Genomic DNA, 17,200 nt, shown 5'->3' on the forward strand with positions numbered 1-17,200 from the left:
GCTCAACTCTGCTTTTGAGCGACCAGAGAACCCCGGAAACACAGTGATCTCAGGCCGATTTCGCCGTGGGAGAACTAGTCCACCTCATCAGGCGGCGTCGGCTTGTAGACCCATGCCACCAGCACCACGGAGATGATCATCAGGAGGAACCACGAGACAAGCTTGTCCGGGGACACCAAGTGCCAGCCATCCAACTGGCTCGGATACAGCCAGGCGTGTGACCACGTGGCGATGTTCTCGGCAAACCAGATGAAGAGCGCCACCAGGAAGAATGCCAGGACCAATGGCATCCGGAACCGCTTCCGAAACACCCGGAAGTGCATGACGCACGGGCCAAAGATCACGACGACGGCGGCCAGCAGGACCCAGCGTGCATCAACGACGTAGTGATGCGAAAAGAAGTTCACGTAGATAGCGGCGGCCAGGATCGCCGTGATCCAACGCCTCGGGTACCTGGAGAAGCGCAGGTCAAAAACCCGGTAGACGCGCACCATGTACGAGCCGACCGCGGCGTACATGAAGCCACTGAAGAGCGGAACAGCGCCGACCCGGAGAACGCCTTCAGCCTCATAAGACCACGAGCCGACGTCGGTCTTGAACAGCTCCATGACCGTCCCCACCAGGTGGAAGAGCACGATCACCCTGAGCTCGCGCAGAGTTTCAAGTTTCGTGGCGACCATCAGTATCTGGATGACGACGGCGGCGATCGTCAGGAAATCGTTCCGCGCCAGGCCCGCGTCGGCTGGGTACCAAAGGTGTGCCCCGAAGATGACGGCGAGGAGCGAAGCCCCAAAGATGCATGCCCATGCTTGCTTGAGGCCGAACACCGTGAACTCAGTGAGCTTGGTCCGAAGGCCCCGGACAGGGGCGGGGCCCAGGAAGCGGCTTGCACTCCCGTCGATAAGTTCCTCTACCGCGGTGAGTTCACGCATCGGAGTGCTGCTGGCCGGCCCTCGCTTGGCCCGGGCGATTCTCGGCCGGCGCAAGTTGGCCAAGATAGTAGTTCATTGGCCAATGCCTGACCTTTTCCGGCAGCCTGGGATAGGCCACGGCCAAGAGACGCATGGTTCCGTCAAAACCGCGCCGATGACGCGCATTCCATGGCAGTCCGAAACCCTCACGAAGCTGCTGGGGCAGCAGGCCAGCCGTGAGCAATCGCGCCAACGGCATGGTCAGGCGCAACAAGAGCGGCCCGCTCGCGGGATAGAGGAGTTCGCGGGCAACCCGCAAAGCCGCCGCGTCCGGTTCCAGGCTCCGCAAGGAATCATTCCAATAGCGTGCGAAGGCCGCGCGGTCCGCGGGCCAGAGTTCAGGGGAAGCTGCAGGGCTGTCCCAATCTGCGCGTACTCGCGATAGATACGATCGGCGGCGTCGTCGTCGAGCGGTCCATGGACTTTTTCGTAGACAGTGACGGCGGTGTCATAGAGGGTCGCAACCACCCACAACTGGGATTGCGCGTCGAAGGCGTTGTACCCCGGGGTGGAATCGTCCGCCGCCCGCTGAACGGGTGCGTGGGCACGGTTCACGGCACGGCGCACCGCAGCCAATTGCTCCTCGGTGCCATAGACCACGGCATAGACGTACGTCATGGTGGCGCGGAGCCGGTCCAGCGGCCGTTCTGCGAAATTGCTGTGCTCGGCGACGCCATGGCCGACCGCGGGATTGGCGATCTGCATCAGGATGGCGCGGCCTGCACCGGCGAGCAAAACGCCCTCCGCTCCAATGTCAGCAAGTCCCCGCGCCATCTAGACACTCTACCGTCGGCAGCTACAAACCCACGATCCCCAGCAAGACCTCGAGCTGGTGTTCAAACAGTTCGTCGCGCGCGGCGAAGGTATCCGCCCCGTATTGGCCGAACACCTCGAAGCTGACGGCGCCGAAGACCGAGGTCCACACCAGCACACCCCGGGCCAGCGCCGGTTCGGGAACCGCCAGGCCCAGTTCGGCCCGGATGGCCTTGAGGTCGGTTGCAAGGGCAGGAGGAACCACGACGGCGGGCGCCACGTCGGCGGCGAGGGCACCTGCGCGGTGGGCGGCGTCGAAGATTCCCACCATCCGGTAGATCACGCGTGTTCCGGGTTCGGTGGTGCGCTCGGCGGGTGCCTGGTATCCGGGCACCGGGCTGCCGAACAGCAGGGCATAACTTGCGGGTTCGCGCAGTGCCCACCGGCGAACGGCCCGCCCGAGCGCCAGGAACCTTCCGCGATAGTCATCCTCGGGGAGGGCGTCGACGGCGGCATCCACTTCGTCGCCCAGCTCACCGTAGGCGTCGATCAGCAGAAGGGTCAGCAGTTCGTCGCGACTCTCGACATACCGGTACACGGCGGAGGACACCACTCCAAGATCCCGGGCCACTGCCCGCAAAGACAGACCCGCAGCCCCATGCAGCGCAAGGTGCTGACGGCCCAACCGGATGATGTCCGCCACGGTCCGGGCCCGGGCGCGCTCGCGGGGCGTCGATTGCTTGGCTGCTGCGGCGGGAGCGGGGTTCATGCATCCAGCATGCCACAAATGAGAGCACTGACAACAAATGTGAGCAGTGCTCTTGACAGGCAGTTCGGATGGGCGCATTCTGGATTCAGAGAGCACCGCTCTCGAATCCATTCCCATCAGAAAGCGAGCACCACCATGTACGTCGTCACTGGAGCAGGCCCCGTCGGATGGACCATTGCCGAGCAACTCGCGGAGCATGGAGAGCAGGTTCGCGTCCTGACTCGCTCCGGCAGCGGCCCGGACCACCCGTTGATCGAGAAGCTCCGCGTGGACGTCTCGGACCCGGCCAAGTTGACGCAAGCCTTCGACGGCGCCACGGCCGTCTTTCACTGCATCCACGGCTCTGCCTACCGGGCCAAAGCTTGGGCGGCCGAGCTTCCTGGAGCAGAGAAAGTGGTGATGGACGCCGCAGCGGCCGCAGGCGCCGTCGTCGTCTTCCCGGAAAGCCTCTACTCGTACAGCGAGCCGGACAAGACCATCACGGAGGGCAGCCCGCGTGAGGCTGCCGGCGGAAAGCGCGGGATCCGCACCACCCTCCTGAAGGAACGGCAAGCACACCCAGCCAACACGGTCAGCGTGGTCGCGGGCGATTTCTTCGGCCCGAGGGCCCGCATGGCCCATGCCGGCGAGCGCATGGTCCCCTTGGTGCTCAAAGGCAAGACGGTCCAGGTGCTCGGAAGCGCCGATCAGCCCCACGCCTTCACCTACGTTCCGGATCTTGCCGCGGCCATGATTGCCGCTGCACAAAAGCCCGAACTCTGGAACTCAGTGCTGCACGCCCCAACGGGCCCGGCCATGACAATGCGGGAAATCGCGGGAAACTTCGCACGCTCGGCCGGTGTTCCGGAACCGAAGCTGAGCGTGGTCCCGGGTTGGTTGCTCCGGACCCTGGGCCTGTTTTCGATGGACATGCGCGAACTTGCCGAAATGCTGTACCAGTTCGAGCGGCCGTTCGTCATGGAGTCCAAGGCGAGCCAGGCCAAGCTCGGACTTGAGCCGACGCCGCTTGCGGACGCGATGGCGGCAACCGTGGCCTGGTGGCGGGATGAGGAATCGGTGGCCGCCCGCTGAGTCCCTTGTGCCGTGAACCATCGAATGGAGTTATTCCTGAGGTACCAGTGACTCGCAGGCCACTGCGGGAGTAACGTAGAGCACGTCGGCTGTGCTGGACCACTTTGTGGACTGGGGTGTCACCGTGGGTGTTGTGAGATCATCGTTGACCGAGCTCCTCGGGGTACTTTCTGACGCCATTTCGCCAGAGCGTGTCCGCTTCGATGACGGCTCCGAACCGCCTACGGGTCAATCCACAGATGCACCTGTCACCGTCCACGCCGTCGCCATGAACAGAGTGGGCCGCTCCAGGAGGGAAGGCCCCCTGCTGGACCTTGAGCTGAAGGTAGCCGTGGAATGCCACGGCCCCACGCAACTGGACAATATGGAAAAGCTCCTGATTGCCATCGAGCAAAACACCCAATACTCAGTGGTCTCCAGCGGCGAATTCCAGCCCGACGAATACGATGCCGGCATCCGCCAAGGCCTCGGTTTCCTGATCCGCGTTCCCGTGGGGATACGGCTCGACGAACCTTTCGGCCCGCCTGTCACTGAACCCCTCATCGCCACCACCACAGTGGCCCGCCGGATCCACGGCCGGCTGGTGGACGTCCACAACAAAGGCATTGCAGATGCCTATATCCGCCCGCATTCGTCCGCCGCCGCCGTCGTGAGCGATCCCACCGGCCATTTCGAGGTCCTGGCCTCGGCAGACGAACTCCAGCACTTTGTCGTGGCAGTCCGCGGCACTGAACGTGAAGTCTCAGCAGACACGAGCAGCCTGCCGGTCATCATCCGGTGGGAGTGAAAGGGAGCACACCATGGCGAATTACCAGGCGCCGGGAGTGTATGTACAGGAAGTGCCCAGCGGGGCAAGATCGATTGGCCAGGTCAGCACCAGCATTGCCGGCTTCGTAGGAGTGTCCCCGGACCCCCTGGCGTATCCGGATGAAGCAAGGGTCCTGGACAACTGGACCCAGTTCGTGGACCAATACGTCGGCAAGTCCACGCAGGGCACAGCCCTGTCCAACGCCGTCTTCGGATTCTTCGCCAACGGCGGCAGCCGCTGCTACGTGGTCAACATCGGTACCGGCGGCAGCCTCACCGGCACCGCCGCAAAGCCTAGCGGCGTGACCCTGTTCGAAGCGATCGACGACATCTCCATGGTGGCCGCCCCCGGATACGCAGACGCCGAAGCGTACGCGGCGCTGCAGGCCCACGTAGAGCATCCCTTGCGGCAGGACCGCATGGCGATCATGGACACTCCGGAGAAAGTGGGCGACGTCGGAGCCCTCACCCGGGCGGCGACTTCCGGCGTGCCGGACGCACCGAAGTCCACCGGCGCGAAAGAGGACGACGACGGCGATGCGGACAATCCTGACGACCCCAAGACCGGCGCCGCCAAGCCGAACGCCGAGCGGGCAATGGGCGAGGACGCGATCGGAGCGCCACAGTCCCCCGGCGGCTACACCGCCTTGTACTTCCCGTGGATTGTCATGACGGACCCGGTGTCCGGCAAGAAGGTGACCCAACCGCCGTCGGGCCATGTTGCCGGGGTCTGGGCACGGGTCGACGCGACGCGCGGCGTCCACAAGGCTCCCGCCAACGAGCCCATCCAAGGCGCGCTGGACCTGGTCCGGCGGGTCAGCCGCGGCGAACAGGAAGTGCTGAACCCGGCCGGCGTGAACTGCATCCGTTACTTCCCGGGCGAGGGCATCCGCATCTGGGGAGCGCGGACCAAGGCACCCGAGGCCAGCGAATACCGCTACGTCAACGTCCGCAGGCTGACCAACATGATCAAGGAATCCGTGGCCGACGGGACGCGCTGGGTGGTCTTTGAACCCAACGACCACACGTTGTGGAAGTCCATCCGCCGCGACATCGGCGCATTCCTGACCAACGTGTGGCGGGACGGGGCGCTGTTGGGCACTACTCCCCAACAGGCCTTCTTTGTGAAATGCGACGAAGAAACCAACCCGCCCGAAGTCCGCGATGCGGGGCAGGTTGTCACCCTGATCGGCATCGCACCCGTCAAACCTGCCGAATTCGTGATCTTCAAGCTCATGCAATCGGCCGACAACACCAGCGAGACAGAGAGCGCAGGAGCCTGAAATGAGCACGCAGCCAAGCACGCCAGCCCCTGCTGCCCAGCCCGGGAACGTGGTGGATCCCTACCGCGCCTACAACTTCAAACTCGTCATCCAAGGCGTGGTCCAGGGGCACTTCACCAAGGTTGAAGGGCTCGGGCTGAAAATCGACCGTATCCTGTACCGCTCCGGTGGCGAGAACAGCACGGTCCGGGTCATCCCCGGCCAGGTCGAGTACACCCCGGTAACGCTCCGCTACGGACTCACCGACTCCACAGAAATGCTCCAATGGCTGTTCAAGGCCGTCGATGGGCATGTGGAGCGGCGCAACGTCTCCATCGCCATGCTCAACGACGCCGGCTCGGTGGAGGTCCGCCGCTGGAACTTGCTGGGCGCCTGGCCGTGCGACTGGTTCGGGGCCCCGCTGGATGCCCTCGGCAAGGACCTGGCCATCGAATCCCTCAGCATCGCTTACGACCGCTTGGAGCTCGACGATGCCCGCGCTCCCGTGGCTTGACGGGAGGTGGCCCCGGAACCCGTGGCGTCACGCGGCGGCGCGGCGGCTGCGGGAACTCGCGGAAAGGCTCGAACGGGCACCGCATCCTGGCGCCGCCCCCGGCGGAAAGGCTGGTGGTCGACCCGCTGGATTAGTTGGAACGGAGCGCCGGGTTGGAACGGAGGGCCCGACGCCGGTGCGAAGACTGGACATGTCCGGCGCACCGGAGCACTGGGTCCGGTTGTTGCGCGACGCCGGCCTCGTCCCCTCCACCTCCAACGCTCGCTCACATACACCCCCCTCCACCCCCAACGCTCGCTCACATACACCCCCCTCCACCCCCAACGCTCGCTCACACCCAGGCGAATATCGCCCCAGTCCCATGAGAAAGACCGGAAGTCCCGGCTCGCTCAGGGACCGCGTCATCGAGCCCGAGCCCCGCCGGGTCACCCCCGAAAATCCAGTCCCCGACGACGGTCCGGCGTCTGGCGCTTCCTCTCCCGCCGACGCCTTGAACGCCACCGAAGCCCCAATCACCCTGCCAAGGTCGACTTTCCTCCCCCGGCTGACGCTGGGCAAACGCCTCCAGAGCGCGAGCGCCGCAAGCTCACCGCCTGTCCGCGCCGCGGAACCGGCGGCAGCCTCCTCCATGCGGACACGCCTGGACAAGCGAACACCCCCGGGCAAGGATTCGAAGGGTTCGGTCGAAACCCTGGCAGCCCTCGGTTCGGAGTCCGTACCCCCGCAGGACGCGCGACCGCGCCACGTCCTGAGGCTTCGCGGGACGCCTTCACCCAACGCGACAACCCGGCCGGCCCCCGCGCAAGCAACACAACACCAAGCTCCCCCAGCAAACGCAACCCCACCAAACGCAGCCCCACCAAACGCAGCCCCACCAAACGCAATCAGGGCCCAGCCGCCCACAACACCACTGCGCCGGCCGCCCGAAGCGGTCGCCGCCGTCGTGGTCCCCGCGGTCGTGGTCCCCGCCGTCGTCGTCGGCTTGAAGAACGCAGAACACCAAAGCCACCCGAGCACGTCACCGGACCGGACTCCGGCCGCACCAATCACCGGAAACTGGCCGGAATTGGCTCCGCGCCCCGCACCACAGCCCGCCGCGGAAACACTGGCAACAGCAGCGATGGCCCGCGCCGCCCGGCTAAGCAACGAACAGTTGGCGATCTGACATGGAACGCGTCGCTTTCCTGATCGAGGACACCGGGGAACACCTTGGCTGCCTGCTCAATCCGGAGACGGTGGTGATGTCGCGGTCGGCCGGTGTGGAGCCGCGGCGCTCGGCGGGCGGCAAACTGACGGGAACGGGCCTCGCAGACGATCCCTTGCTCTTCACGGGAGGCGGACACACAGAGCTTCGCCTGGATCTCCTGTTCGACGTCGACCTTGCGCCGGCGTCGCTCCATGTCCAGGACGTGCGCCAGATGACACGGCCAATCTGGGCGCTCGCGGAGAACTCGGCCGAGGTGGAGAGGCAACGCCGGCCGCCGTCGGTCCGGTTCGTGTGGGGGCGCGCATGGAACGTGCCCGGGATCGTGACCGAGGTGGCGGAGCGCTTCGACCGCTTTTCGCCGGATGGCTCGCCCTTGCGCTCGTGGATGCGCATGGTGTTCGTGCGGGTCGGGCAGAGCGCCGACGAGGAAGGCGGCGAGAATTACGAGCTCGCCCAGCGACTGCCGGCGGTGGACCTGACGGCGCCGCCCGTGGATACACTCGCGGTGGGCGGCGACGGCAGCACCGACAGGGACGCAACAGCGCCCGACGGCGGCGAGCAGCTTCCGGAGGTTCCGCCGGGTGAGTTGGGGCGCCTCAGCCTGGCCGCCTTTGGCACGCCGCTGCTGTGGAAGTTGCTGTTGGAGTACAACAACATCGACGATCCCGCCCACTTCAACGGCCCCCTCGCCGTTCCTCCGGTTGGCGAAGGGCCATGAGGCAGCTCCAGGGCCTCCCGGAACTCATCGTCACCCTCGGTCGGCGCCGCCTCTCCGCGGCCGAAACCGCGGCGATCATCTCGGTGCAGGTCCTCAGCTCGCTCGCCAGGCCGGCCCAGTGCCTCATCAGCTGGCGCCCCGGTCCGGGACGCTCGGCTACGGCACGCGGCGGAGTGGATCCCGCTCCGGGGGACGCGCTGCGCGTGGAACTCGGTGGCCAGCGCACTCCGTTGTTCGTGGGCGAAGTGACGGTGGTGGAGCACAGCTACGGGGCGGATCTTTCGCAGGAGGTGCGGGTCCGTGCCTACGATGCCCTGCACCGGTTGAGGAAGCGCCAGTTCACCCGGCTGCACAGTGACGTCGACCTAGCCGGGTTGGCCCGCACGCTCACGGAGGGCACGGGCCTGCAAGTGGAGGGCGGCGCAACCCGGCTCGGTGAGGTGTACCAATGTGCTCGCTCGGACTTGAGCCTGTTGGTGGAGCAGAGCGCCCGGGTGGGTGCGTATCCTGTGGTGGATGGAGATGCCTTGAGGCTGACGGACTTGTCCGGCGAAGGCGAACCGATCGAGCTGGAATTGGGCAGCAGCCTGCATTCGGCAGAAGTGGAACTGAGCCAGGAGCCGGCGTACCTCGGGGCCAAAACCACGGGCTGGCGGTCCGACGACGCCTCGGTCCAGCAGGCCTCCGCGGAAACCAGCGACGCGAAAGCCAACGTCTCCGCAGACCCTGCGCTTGCCAGTGTTGGCGCTGGTGGTGACCTCCTGCGTGACAACGAGTACTTCGCCTCCGAATCCCTGGCCCATGGCTTGGCCCAGGCGGAACTGGACGTCCGGATGGCGGGGCAAGTCACCGCAGTCTTCGTGGCCGACGGCGATCCCCGCCTCCGCGCGGGACGCCGGGTTCGCGTGCGCGGCCTCGCGACTTCGCTCGAAGGCACCTACGCGATTGCCACCGCCGCTCACAGGCTGGACGGCACGGGCTACGAAACCACCATCACCACACGTCCGCCGGAAGCCCCGACCGCCCGGCGTCCCGATGTCTTCACCCTGGGCACGGTCCTGGACGTGGAGGATCCGGAAGGCCGCGGCCGGGCACGCGTCCGCCTCCCCGCGTATCCGCCCCTGGAATCAGCCTGGGCACCTGTCCTCACGGTGGGAGCGGGAGCGGGGAAAGGTTTCGTGGTGCCGCCCGCCCCGGAGGACACCGTGCTCGTCCTGCTGCCGGCCACGGATCCGGCGCAGGCGATCATTTTAGGCGGGCTCTACGGCCGGGAGCAGACGCCGGACAACGGTGTGAACACGCCCCGGGACAGCCGCTTCACCTTCCGGAGCGCTGACGGCCAGCAGATAGTGCTCGACGGCGGCAGCCGCACCGTCAGTTTCACGGACGGACACGGTTCCTCGGTGGAACTCGGGCCGGAGAAGCTGCGCATCACCGCGGCTACGGACCTGCTCCTGGAGGCACCGGGCAAAGCCATGAAGATCCGGGCGAAGACCGTCGACTTCGAGGAGGCCTGATGCTGAAGCTCCTCGTCAAGGAAGCCATCCTGCGCTGCGGGCACGACGGCAAAGTGGAAAACGTGCCTTCCCAGCAATGGGTCCGCGTTGCCGGCTCGCCGGTTCTGGTCGACAACGATCCCCAAGGACGCGACATCAGCATGTGCCCCAACGTGGGCCTCAACATCAAGCCGTGCAACAAGACGCTGCCGGTGATCAAGGGCTATTCGGGTTTTGTCCGGATCGGCGGCAAGAAGATCTGCCTGGACACTGTGGAGGGGTACACGGACGGCACCCCTCCCGGTGCCGTGAAGTACACGGTCCGGCGGCCGGGCCAGGAATTCGTGGCGGCGGGATCATGAGAGGCGGCCGGCGGTGAGCATCCCCAGATACAAGTCGGTGGCCTTCGTGCACCCGGATTTCGACGCCGCCACCGGCCTCCCCGGCTTGCGGCTGACCCCGGACGGACGGCTCGCCACCGTCACGGACGCAGCTTCGGTCCGCCAGGCGCTCCTCCTGCTGCTGAGCACCAGGCCCGGCGAGCGCGTCAACCGGCCCACCTACGGCTGCCATCTGTTCCGGCTCGCGTTCGCCCCCGCGGATGACACCACGGCAGGCTTGGCCATCCATTATGTCGCCCGGGCCGTGGAGCAATGGGAGCCCCGGATCACTGTCTTGTCCTTGGATGCCTCCCGGTCCCCCGAAAGCCCTGAAGTGTTGGAGGTCCGGCTGCGGTACCGGGTCCGGTCCACCCAGCTCGAAGACCAGCTCGCCATCGCCTTGCCTGTCGATTCCGGAGGTGCAGCATGAGTATCCCCGTGCCGAATCTTGACGATCGCAGTTTCGCGGATTTGGTGGCCGGTGCCCGCGAGCGCATCCAGCAGATCGCCCCGGACTGGACGGACCTCTCCGTCCACGATCCCGGCATCACCATCCTCGAGGCTTTCGCCTACCTCACGGACACCCTGATGTACCGGCTCAACCGGGTGCCGGAAAAGCTGTATGCGGTCTACTTGAACCTGCTTGGCACCAGCCTGTACCCGCCCAGCACGGCCGAAACCATCCTCGAGTTCACCCGCTCGGCCGCAGTAAGCGGTACCGGCAGCCAGGAAATCCGCATCCCTCGCGGGACCCAGGTCAGTTGCCCGCCAGGGGTGCCCGGCGCGCCGCAACCGGTGTTCACGACGACGACGGCGGCCGTCCTCGCGGCGGGTCAGTCCAGTGTGCAGGTCCCGGCAGCCGATGTCACCTTGTACGACGCCGTCCCCATCGGCGTCGGAACCGGCCGCCCGGGCCAAAGCTTCGTCATTCCGAACGCGCCGATCGTTTCCGGGGCGGGCCTATCCATTGCCATCGAAGTCCCCGCTGGCACCCAGCTGAGCAGCGGCGAAGCCGTCTTGGTGGACGGCAAGCCTTTCCGGTTTTGCCGCGAAGTTGAGGCCTTCGCAGATGCCGGCCCGGATGAGGCGCCGGTCCGGATCGACCGGAGTGCCGGCGTCGTAATGTTCGCATGGTGGGACGAAGAGTCCGTAGCCCGGACAGCAGTTGTTCCCGGTCCGGGGGCCGAGATTCGCGCTTGGTACCGCGGCGGCGGAGGCCAGCGCGGCAATGTCGGGGCGGGCCAGTTGACGATCATGCGCACCCCGATCCCGGGGGTGAAGGTCAGCAACCCGGAACCCGCCACCGGAGGCCGCGACGGCGAATCGCTGGAGAATGCGCTCCGCCGGGCACCGCAGGATTTCCAGGCCCGGGACAGGGCCGTCACTGTGCGCGACTACGAGGTCCTGGCCATGCGCCATGGCGGCGTCGCCAGGGCGCGCGCATTCACGCGGCGGGACATCTGGGCTTTCGCCAAACCGGGCGAGGTGGAAGTGGTGCTGGTGCCGTTCGTGCCAGGTGCAACAGGTCCGGTGCGCGCCGCCGAGCTGACTGCCCAGGCACGTGAAAGCGTTCGGCTCGAGGTTGAACAGTACCTGCGCCGCCGGTCCACGGTAGGCGCGGAGCCGGTGGTTCGCTGGGGCCTCTATAAACAAGTACTGGTGGACGCCAGGATCGTGGTCCGTCCCGATGAGGACGCCGAGGCTGTGAAGTCCAGGATCGTGGGCCGGCTCGCGGAAGGCATCAGTCCCCTGAGCCCCAGCTCGTCCAACTACGGTTCGGGCTTCGGCAAGCCGTTGCGCGTCTCCAACCTCTACCGCGCCATGGAGGAAGCCGAACCCGGAGTCCAGTACGTGGACCGGGTACGGCTCGAAGTGGACAAAGTTCCGGACACTGATGCCTTGGCGCTGGTGCAGGCCGAGGGACAGGACAATACCTGGTTTGTTGCCCAGGACAGCACGCTTTTCCGTACGACCAACGCGGGCGATGGCTGGGAAGCCTGCGCCGATTTCGGCTCGGAGGCGGCCAGCGAAGCGGTGAGGTCCATCGCGCCTTTCCGCTCCGCGGCGCCGGGGCGCTTCGGCGCCGGTGGCTTTGGCCCTGGCGGTTTCGGTCCCGGACAGCATCCCGGCATGGTGGCCGTCAGCACCGTGACGCCCACGGGCTCCCGCATCTATGTCAGCGAGGACCTAGGCGAATCGTGGCGGCGGGCCGCGGAGCTGGGCTTCGTCGTCGCGGACTTGTGCTGGGTGGACCGGCAGGGAGTCCCGGTGCTGCTGCTCGCTGGCGAGCACGGCCTCTATGAGCTGCCCATGGGCGAGGGGGCCATCCCGGTCCAGAACGTGGTGGATGCGAGCCAGCCGGACCGCGGCTTCTACGCCGTGGACGCCTTGGTGGACATGCGCGGCCGCACCGGAGTGGTGGTGGCTGCGGAAGCCTCCGCGGGCATTTGGCTTTCCCCCGATGCCGGGGCTGCCGGCAGTTTCAAGCAGATCAAATCTGCGGGCGAGGACATCCGCTGCATGACGATTCAGTACGACGGCGGCGCAAGCTATGTCTGGCTCGGCCGTTCCGTGCCGGAGGGCACAGGGACGGGCTGCCTCCGCCTGAAGATCGACGAACTCGCCCGCACCCAGTTCGACGCCTCCCTCATGGCTTCCTGGGAACAGTTCAGCGCGGGCTGGACCGGTGGCAGTTGTTGGGGTGTCCACGTAATGGGCAATGCCGCCTATGCCGCGACCCAGAGCGGAGGCGTGCTGCGCCTGCAGCTCGGCCAGGCCTCCGCGCAGTGGAGCGTGCCCGACGTGAACTGCAATCTGCCGTTGCGGGACAGGACGCGATTCGAGCCCGTCCGCGCGGTCTCCGGCGTCGTGCGCGACGACGGTACGCCGCTTGTACTCGCAAGTGGCCCCAAGGGGATCTACCGGAGCACGGACAACGCCGTTTCCTGGGCGAGCTGCACGCGGCGGATGGTTGACGACGTCGTGACCCTCCCGAACACGTGGCTGTTCTGCTCGGGCGACCACCGGATCGAAGTGGTGCACGGCAATGGTTGAACCGGTGCTGCGTAACTCTCCGATGCTGAAGGTCCTGCCCGAGATCTACCAGGTGGCGGCTGAAACCAGTACGCCGCTGCAGGCCCTCATCGCCGTGGCGGAGGATATGCAACAGCCCGTCCGGGACGTCTTGGACCGCATCCACACCGTTCCCGATCCCGGCCGCTCGCCGTCGTCGTTCATTCCGTTCCTGTCGCGCTGGGTGGACCTGGACTGGCTGACCCTACCCGGGCCGGAATCCGTGGACTCCGCGGCGGCGGGAGTCCCGGTGGACCGACAGCGGGACCTGATTGCGTGCGCGGCCTCGTTGTCCGCACGCCGGGGCACTGTTGACGGTCTCACCCGATTCCTGCAGTTGGCCACCGGGATCCCGGGGTTCGGGGTCGAATCCGTCCCGGGCGAGTTCCACATCAAGGTCCTGGTCCCCGCGGCGGCCGCCGGGCAAGTGGAGCTGATTCGCAGAATCGTCAAGGGCATCAAGCCTGCCCACGTCACGGACGAGATCGCGGTGATGGACTCGTGAACGACCAGAACCGGAAGCCCGTCATCGCGGTGGTCGTATGCGGCGTCATCGCCGTGCTCGTCCTGGTTTTCGGCGTCAGTTGCGGCGGCGGGAACAACAACGCAGCCGCCAGCTGGCAAGCGGGGTTCTCGCAGGCCGCTGCAGGGGGGACGCTCAAGGCCTCTGACCTTGTTGGCCCGGGCGGCCAATGCTCCGCGCAGGCAACACAGCTGCTGGTGGCGGGAAGCTGTATCTTCGAAGTCCGGAAATTCGGCGGCCTGTTCGATCTGGGCAGCCCCACCAAGCGTGCCCGGCTGGCTCCCCAACAGGCAGTCACCGTGACCCTCGTCGTGGAAGGCACGCGAACAGAACAGGAGGTCTCCGCAGGCGACACCGCCAGCCTGACCTTCGGCACCTCCGGGGGTCAGCTGGGGATCACCTGCCGCGTTGTCGGCACGTGTCTGCTGAAGCTCCTGGAAGCAGGATGACATGGCTATCACCTTTTCCCTTGCCCTCGCCCGAAAGGCGGTTGTCGCATGAGCACCATCACCATGACGCTGAGTTCCCCCACCGTGGAGCTCAAGGATGGCAAAGGCTCCCTCACGGCGTCTGTGACCAACGGAGCTCCCGGCCCTGAACGCGTGGTGTTGGGGGCCTTTCCCGGTATCGAGAGCACGCCGCCGTCGCCGACGTACACCACCGTCCCCACGCCGTTGCGGACCATCGCCGCCGGAGCCACTGAGCAATACCTGGTCAATTTCGACACCGCCGGTGCCGCCCCCGGCTCTTATCGCGTGAAACTGATCGCCTACTCTGCCGACGACGCCCCTGAGGACTATGCCGACCAGGCCCACGTGGTCACGCTGACCGTCACCAAGCCCGCCGAACAGCCCAGGCCGCGCCCCGGACTCCCGTGGCTGTGGGTGATCATCGGCGGCGTGGTGCTGTTGGCTGTCATTGGCGGGGTGATCTGGTTCCTCCTCAAGGACGCAACGGTTCCCTCGGTCGAAAGCCGGCCGCAGGCGGAAGCGGTAAAAATGCTTGAGGACGCCGGCTTCAAGGTGGGCACCACGGAAACGGAGAGCGCACAGACAGCAGGCACGGTGGTGAAGCAAGTGCCCGACGGCGGCAAGCCGGCCGCGCGCGGTTCCACAGTCAACCTGGAGATCGCGACGCCGGTGAAATCGGTGGTGCCCGCGGTACTGGGCTCGCGGATCGAAAATGCCCGGACAGCCTTCCAGAACGCGAAAATCCAGCTCGATTTCACCCAGGGCTCCACGTGCCAAGCCTCGCCGGGGGGATTCCTGCTGAGTTGCGTCGTCGTGGGGGTCAACCCCGATGTCGGAAGCAAAGTGAACCAAAACGCCTTGGTGGTGGTCCGGACCGAAATACGGCAAAGCGGCTTCATCGATACCAACCCGATCAACATCTGTAAGGTCAACCCGCAGATCTGCGTCATCAAGCCGTAGCGATTCTTGCTGCAGGGTGTCATCCGGTGCCGAAAACGCTGCCGCCCATGAAAAGATCAACCATGCGTCCGATGCAGCACTCCAGCAAACTACAGAACGTCCGCTATGAACTCCGTGGGCCCATCCTCCAAGCGGCCAAGACCATGGAGGCCGAAGGGCACCGCATCCTCAAGATGAACCTTGGGGACACCGCGCCGTTCGGACTGGAAGCGCCGGAGTCCGTTGTGGTGGACATGATCCACCACCTCCGCGGCGCGCAGGGTTACAGCGATTCCAAGGGCATCTTCACCGCGCGGACCGCGATTTCGCAGTACTACCAGACCCAGAACCTGATGAATATCGGCGTCGAGGACATCTTCATCGGCAATGGCGTCAGCGAATTGATCTCCATGACGCTCCAGGCCTTCCTGGAGAACGGCGACGAGGTCCTCATCCCTGCGCCGGACTATCCCCTGTGGACGGCCACCGTGACCCTCACTGGTGGTAATCCGGTGCATTATCTCTGCGACGAGGGCCAAAACTGGTGGCCGGACATGTCCGATGTCGAAGCCAAGATCACCAAGCGCACCAAGGCAATCGTCATCATCAACCCGAACAACCCGACAGGCGCGGTGTACCCTCGCCACATCCTGGAGCAGTTCGCGGCATTGGCCAGGAAACACGATCTGGTCCTGTTCTCGGACGAGATCTACGAAAAGATCCGCTACGAGGACGCCCAGCACATCCACACCGCTTCCGTGGCGGACGACATCTGTGTCCTGACCTTCAGCGGCCTCTCGAAGGCCTATCGGATGCCCGGCTACCGTGCAGGATGGGTCGCCGTGACCGGTCCGCACGCCGCTACCGCCGAATACCGTGAAGCGTTGGAGCTGCTTGCGTCCCTCCGGTTGTGCTCCAATGTTCCTGCACAGCACGCCATCCAGACTTGTCTGGGTGGCTACCAGAGCATCGAGGAACTCATCAGGCCGGGAGGGCGGCTCCGGGAACAACGGGATCTGGCCTTGAACCTCCTGACGGCCATCCCGGGGGTGAGTTGCGTTCCGGCGGCTGGAGCCATGTACTTGTTCCCGCGGCTGGATCCTGAGATCTACCCGATCGAGAGCGACGAGAAATTCGTCCTGGACCTCCTACAAGACCAGAAGATCCTGGTCTCCCACGGCTCGGCCTTCAACTGGCCAACCCCGGACCATTTTCGCTTCGTCATCCTGCCCTCCGTCCGGGAGATCGAGGAGGCCGTGCGCAGGATCGCCGCGTTCCTGGCCGCGTATCGGAACCGGCCGCAGGACTAAGGCTGGCGAGCGTCAGGGCCCCTAGTCCCCTGCCGAGCCGCTGACCCGTAGCGCGTTGATGATTGCCGGGATGGATCCGATGAGCATGACGAGCGCCCACACCAAGGCCACCACCACCGTAATGAGCGCCCAGAACTGATCCCCGATGGACACGAGCGGTCCGGGGAGGAATCCGTGGATGAGGCCAAGAATGAGCTGCAGGAGCACCGATACCAGAAGCAGCACCACAAGCCCGGTGACCTTCAGGAATTTCGGCTGGCTCAGGATCAGCAGCACCGCAAAGACGATCTTCAGGAGCAACAAGAGGGCAAGGATGGCCGCGGCCTGGCTCGTGGGAAAACTCCCCCATAACGCCAGGTAGGCAATGGTCCCGAAGGGTGCGGCTACGAACAGGCCGAACATCAGGAACAGCTTTGCCAAGGCCAGGAGTGCCGTGAAGAACGCCCCCACCACCCAGAGAAACGTGACAATCAAGGTGACGACGCCTTGAACTCGTCCGTAAGCCCTGAGGTCCATGATCAGGCTGAGCCCGAGCATCACCACGGTGAACAGCAACAGCCCGTCCAGGAAAGCAAGGAAGCCGATTCCCGCGCCCGGCGGCGCAGCTGACGCGCGTTGGGTCTTGAGGAAGACGTCGATCGGAACGCCGAGCTTGTCCGCTTGGTCAGGGGAAACGGGCTCGACGGCGGTCCCGCCAAGGAGGATCGAAAGGCCGATTTCGGCCAGGACGACGACGGCGAAGACGGCCACCGCCGCAACGAAGAACGGTCGACGCAAGGCGTCCGGGGATGGTCCGTCACGCAGCCCGCCGGGGCCCGATCCGCGCCCCAGCTGCGACCCCTGACCCCACCACGCTGGCGCCATGGGTCCATTGTGGCAGGCAGGGGGTTGAAAACAAGGTTTAGCCCAAGTTCCGCTCGCTTTCGACTCCATCGGGG

General features: G+C 65.8%; 17 protein-coding genes and 1 pseudogene. 14 read left to right on the forward strand and 4 right to left on the reverse strand.

From position 1 onward, the window contains the following. Nucleotides 1-74 precede the first annotated feature (74 nt). From ACX5I4_RS19205 to ACX5I4_RS19215, 3 genes and pseudogenes are all read right to left on the reverse strand, one after another. Nucleotides 75-932 (reverse strand): DUF817 domain-containing protein, encoded by an 858-nt coding sequence (locus tag ACX5I4_RS19205; protein ID WP_461838065.1) that lies wholly within the window; start codon nucleotides 930-932, stop codon nucleotides 75-77. Continuing rightward, nucleotides 925-1,745 (reverse strand): annotated as a pseudogene (locus tag ACX5I4_RS19210) (oxygenase MpaB family protein). The gene ACX5I4_RS19205 and the pseudogene ACX5I4_RS19210 overlap by 8 nt, the downstream one beginning before the upstream one ends. 22 nt (nucleotides 1,746-1,767) lie before the next feature. After that, on the reverse strand, nucleotides 1,768-2,493 hold the full coding sequence (locus ACX5I4_RS19215) for a TetR/AcrR family transcriptional regulator (protein WP_461838066.1): 726 nt from the start codon (nucleotides 2,491-2,493) through the stop codon (nucleotides 1,768-1,770). Nucleotides 2,494-2,628: 135 nt separating this feature from the next. Here ACX5I4_RS19215 and ACX5I4_RS19220 point away from each other — a divergent pair, with 135 nt between their 5' ends. The 14 genes from ACX5I4_RS19220 to ACX5I4_RS19285 all read left to right on the forward strand — a co-directional run bounded on the left by ACX5I4_RS19220 (nucleotide 2,629) and on the right by ACX5I4_RS19285 (nucleotide 16,262). Further along, nucleotides 2,629-3,564, forward strand: coding sequence for an NAD-dependent epimerase/dehydratase family protein (locus ACX5I4_RS19220; protein ID WP_461838067.1), 936 nt, complete (start codon nucleotides 2,629-2,631; stop codon nucleotides 3,562-3,564). A gap of 91 nt (nucleotides 3,565-3,655) precedes the next feature. Continuing rightward, nucleotides 3,656-4,351, forward strand: a complete 696-nt coding sequence (locus ACX5I4_RS19225) for a hypothetical protein (RefSeq protein WP_461838068.1) — start codon at nucleotides 3,656-3,658, stop codon at nucleotides 4,349-4,351. 13 nt (nucleotides 4,352-4,364) lie between these two features. Continuing rightward, nucleotides 4,365-5,654 carry a phage tail sheath family protein gene (locus ACX5I4_RS19230; protein WP_461838069.1) on the forward strand — a complete coding sequence of 430 codons (1,290 nt, stop codon included), beginning with the start codon at nucleotides 4,365-4,367 and terminating at the stop codon, nucleotides 5,652-5,654. Between the two features lies 1 nt (nucleotide 5,655). Continuing rightward, on the forward strand, nucleotides 5,656-6,147 hold the full coding sequence (locus ACX5I4_RS19235) for a phage tail protein (protein WP_268020181.1): 492 nt from the start codon (nucleotides 5,656-5,658) through the stop codon (nucleotides 6,145-6,147). A gap of 361 nt (nucleotides 6,148-6,508) precedes the next feature. Further along, nucleotides 6,509-7,312 carry a hypothetical protein gene (locus tag ACX5I4_RS19240; protein ID WP_461838070.1) on the forward strand — a complete coding sequence of 268 codons (804 nt, stop codon included), beginning with the start codon at nucleotides 6,509-6,511 and terminating at the stop codon, nucleotides 7,310-7,312. Between the two features lies 1 nt (nucleotide 7,313). Beyond that, the gene (locus ACX5I4_RS19245) at nucleotides 7,314-8,072 is read left to right on the forward strand and encodes a CIS tube protein (RefSeq protein ID WP_461838071.1); all 759 of its coding nucleotides are present in this window, start codon (nucleotides 7,314-7,316) and stop codon (nucleotides 8,070-8,072) included. After that, nucleotides 8,069-9,589 (forward strand): phage baseplate assembly protein V, encoded by a 1,521-nt coding sequence (locus ACX5I4_RS19250; protein WP_461838072.1) that lies wholly within the window; start codon nucleotides 8,069-8,071, stop codon nucleotides 9,587-9,589. Before ACX5I4_RS19245 ends, ACX5I4_RS19250 begins: the two co-directional genes overlap by 4 nt. Beyond that, on the forward strand, nucleotides 9,589-9,930 hold the full coding sequence (locus tag ACX5I4_RS19255; protein ID WP_461838073.1) for a hypothetical protein: 342 nt from the start codon (nucleotides 9,589-9,591) through the stop codon (nucleotides 9,928-9,930). Before ACX5I4_RS19250 ends, ACX5I4_RS19255 begins: the two co-directional genes overlap by 1 nt. Before the next feature lie 13 nt (nucleotides 9,931-9,943). Then, nucleotides 9,944-10,378 carry a GPW/gp25 family protein gene (locus ACX5I4_RS19260; RefSeq protein WP_265979782.1) on the forward strand — a complete coding sequence of 145 codons (435 nt, stop codon included), beginning with the start codon at nucleotides 9,944-9,946 and terminating at the stop codon, nucleotides 10,376-10,378. Continuing rightward, complete coding sequence (locus ACX5I4_RS19265) at nucleotides 10,375-13,002, forward strand: baseplate J/gp47 family protein (RefSeq protein ID WP_461838074.1); 2,628 nt, start codon at nucleotides 10,375-10,377, stop codon at nucleotides 13,000-13,002. Before ACX5I4_RS19260 ends, ACX5I4_RS19265 begins: the two co-directional genes overlap by 4 nt. After that, the gene (locus ACX5I4_RS19270; protein ID WP_461838075.1) at nucleotides 12,995-13,525 is read left to right on the forward strand and encodes a phage tail protein; all 531 of its coding nucleotides are present in this window, start codon (nucleotides 12,995-12,997) and stop codon (nucleotides 13,523-13,525) included. The genes ACX5I4_RS19265 and ACX5I4_RS19270 overlap by 8 nt, the downstream gene beginning before the upstream one ends. Beyond that, the gene (locus tag ACX5I4_RS19275) at nucleotides 13,522-13,992 is read left to right on the forward strand and encodes a hypothetical protein (RefSeq protein WP_461838076.1); all 471 of its coding nucleotides are present in this window, start codon (nucleotides 13,522-13,524) and stop codon (nucleotides 13,990-13,992) included. Before ACX5I4_RS19270 ends, ACX5I4_RS19275 begins: the two co-directional genes overlap by 4 nt. A gap of 48 nt (nucleotides 13,993-14,040) precedes the next feature. Beyond that, nucleotides 14,041-14,973, forward strand: a complete 933-nt coding sequence (locus ACX5I4_RS19280) for a PASTA domain-containing protein (RefSeq protein ID WP_461838077.1) — start codon at nucleotides 14,041-14,043, stop codon at nucleotides 14,971-14,973. 62 nt (nucleotides 14,974-15,035) lie between these two features. Further along, nucleotides 15,036-16,262, forward strand: coding sequence for a pyridoxal phosphate-dependent aminotransferase (locus ACX5I4_RS19285; protein ID WP_461838773.1), 1,227 nt, complete (start codon nucleotides 15,036-15,038; stop codon nucleotides 16,260-16,262). 21 nt (nucleotides 16,263-16,283) lie between these two features. Here the strand turns inward: ACX5I4_RS19285 and ACX5I4_RS19290 are convergent, their stop codons facing one another. Continuing rightward, nucleotides 16,284-17,126 (reverse strand): hypothetical protein, encoded by an 843-nt coding sequence (locus ACX5I4_RS19290; RefSeq protein ID WP_461838078.1) that lies wholly within the window; start codon nucleotides 17,124-17,126, stop codon nucleotides 16,284-16,286. Nucleotides 17,127-17,200: the final 74 nt, after the last annotated feature.

The sequence above is a fragment of the Arthrobacter sp. MMS24-S77 genome, from assembly GCF_054888235.1.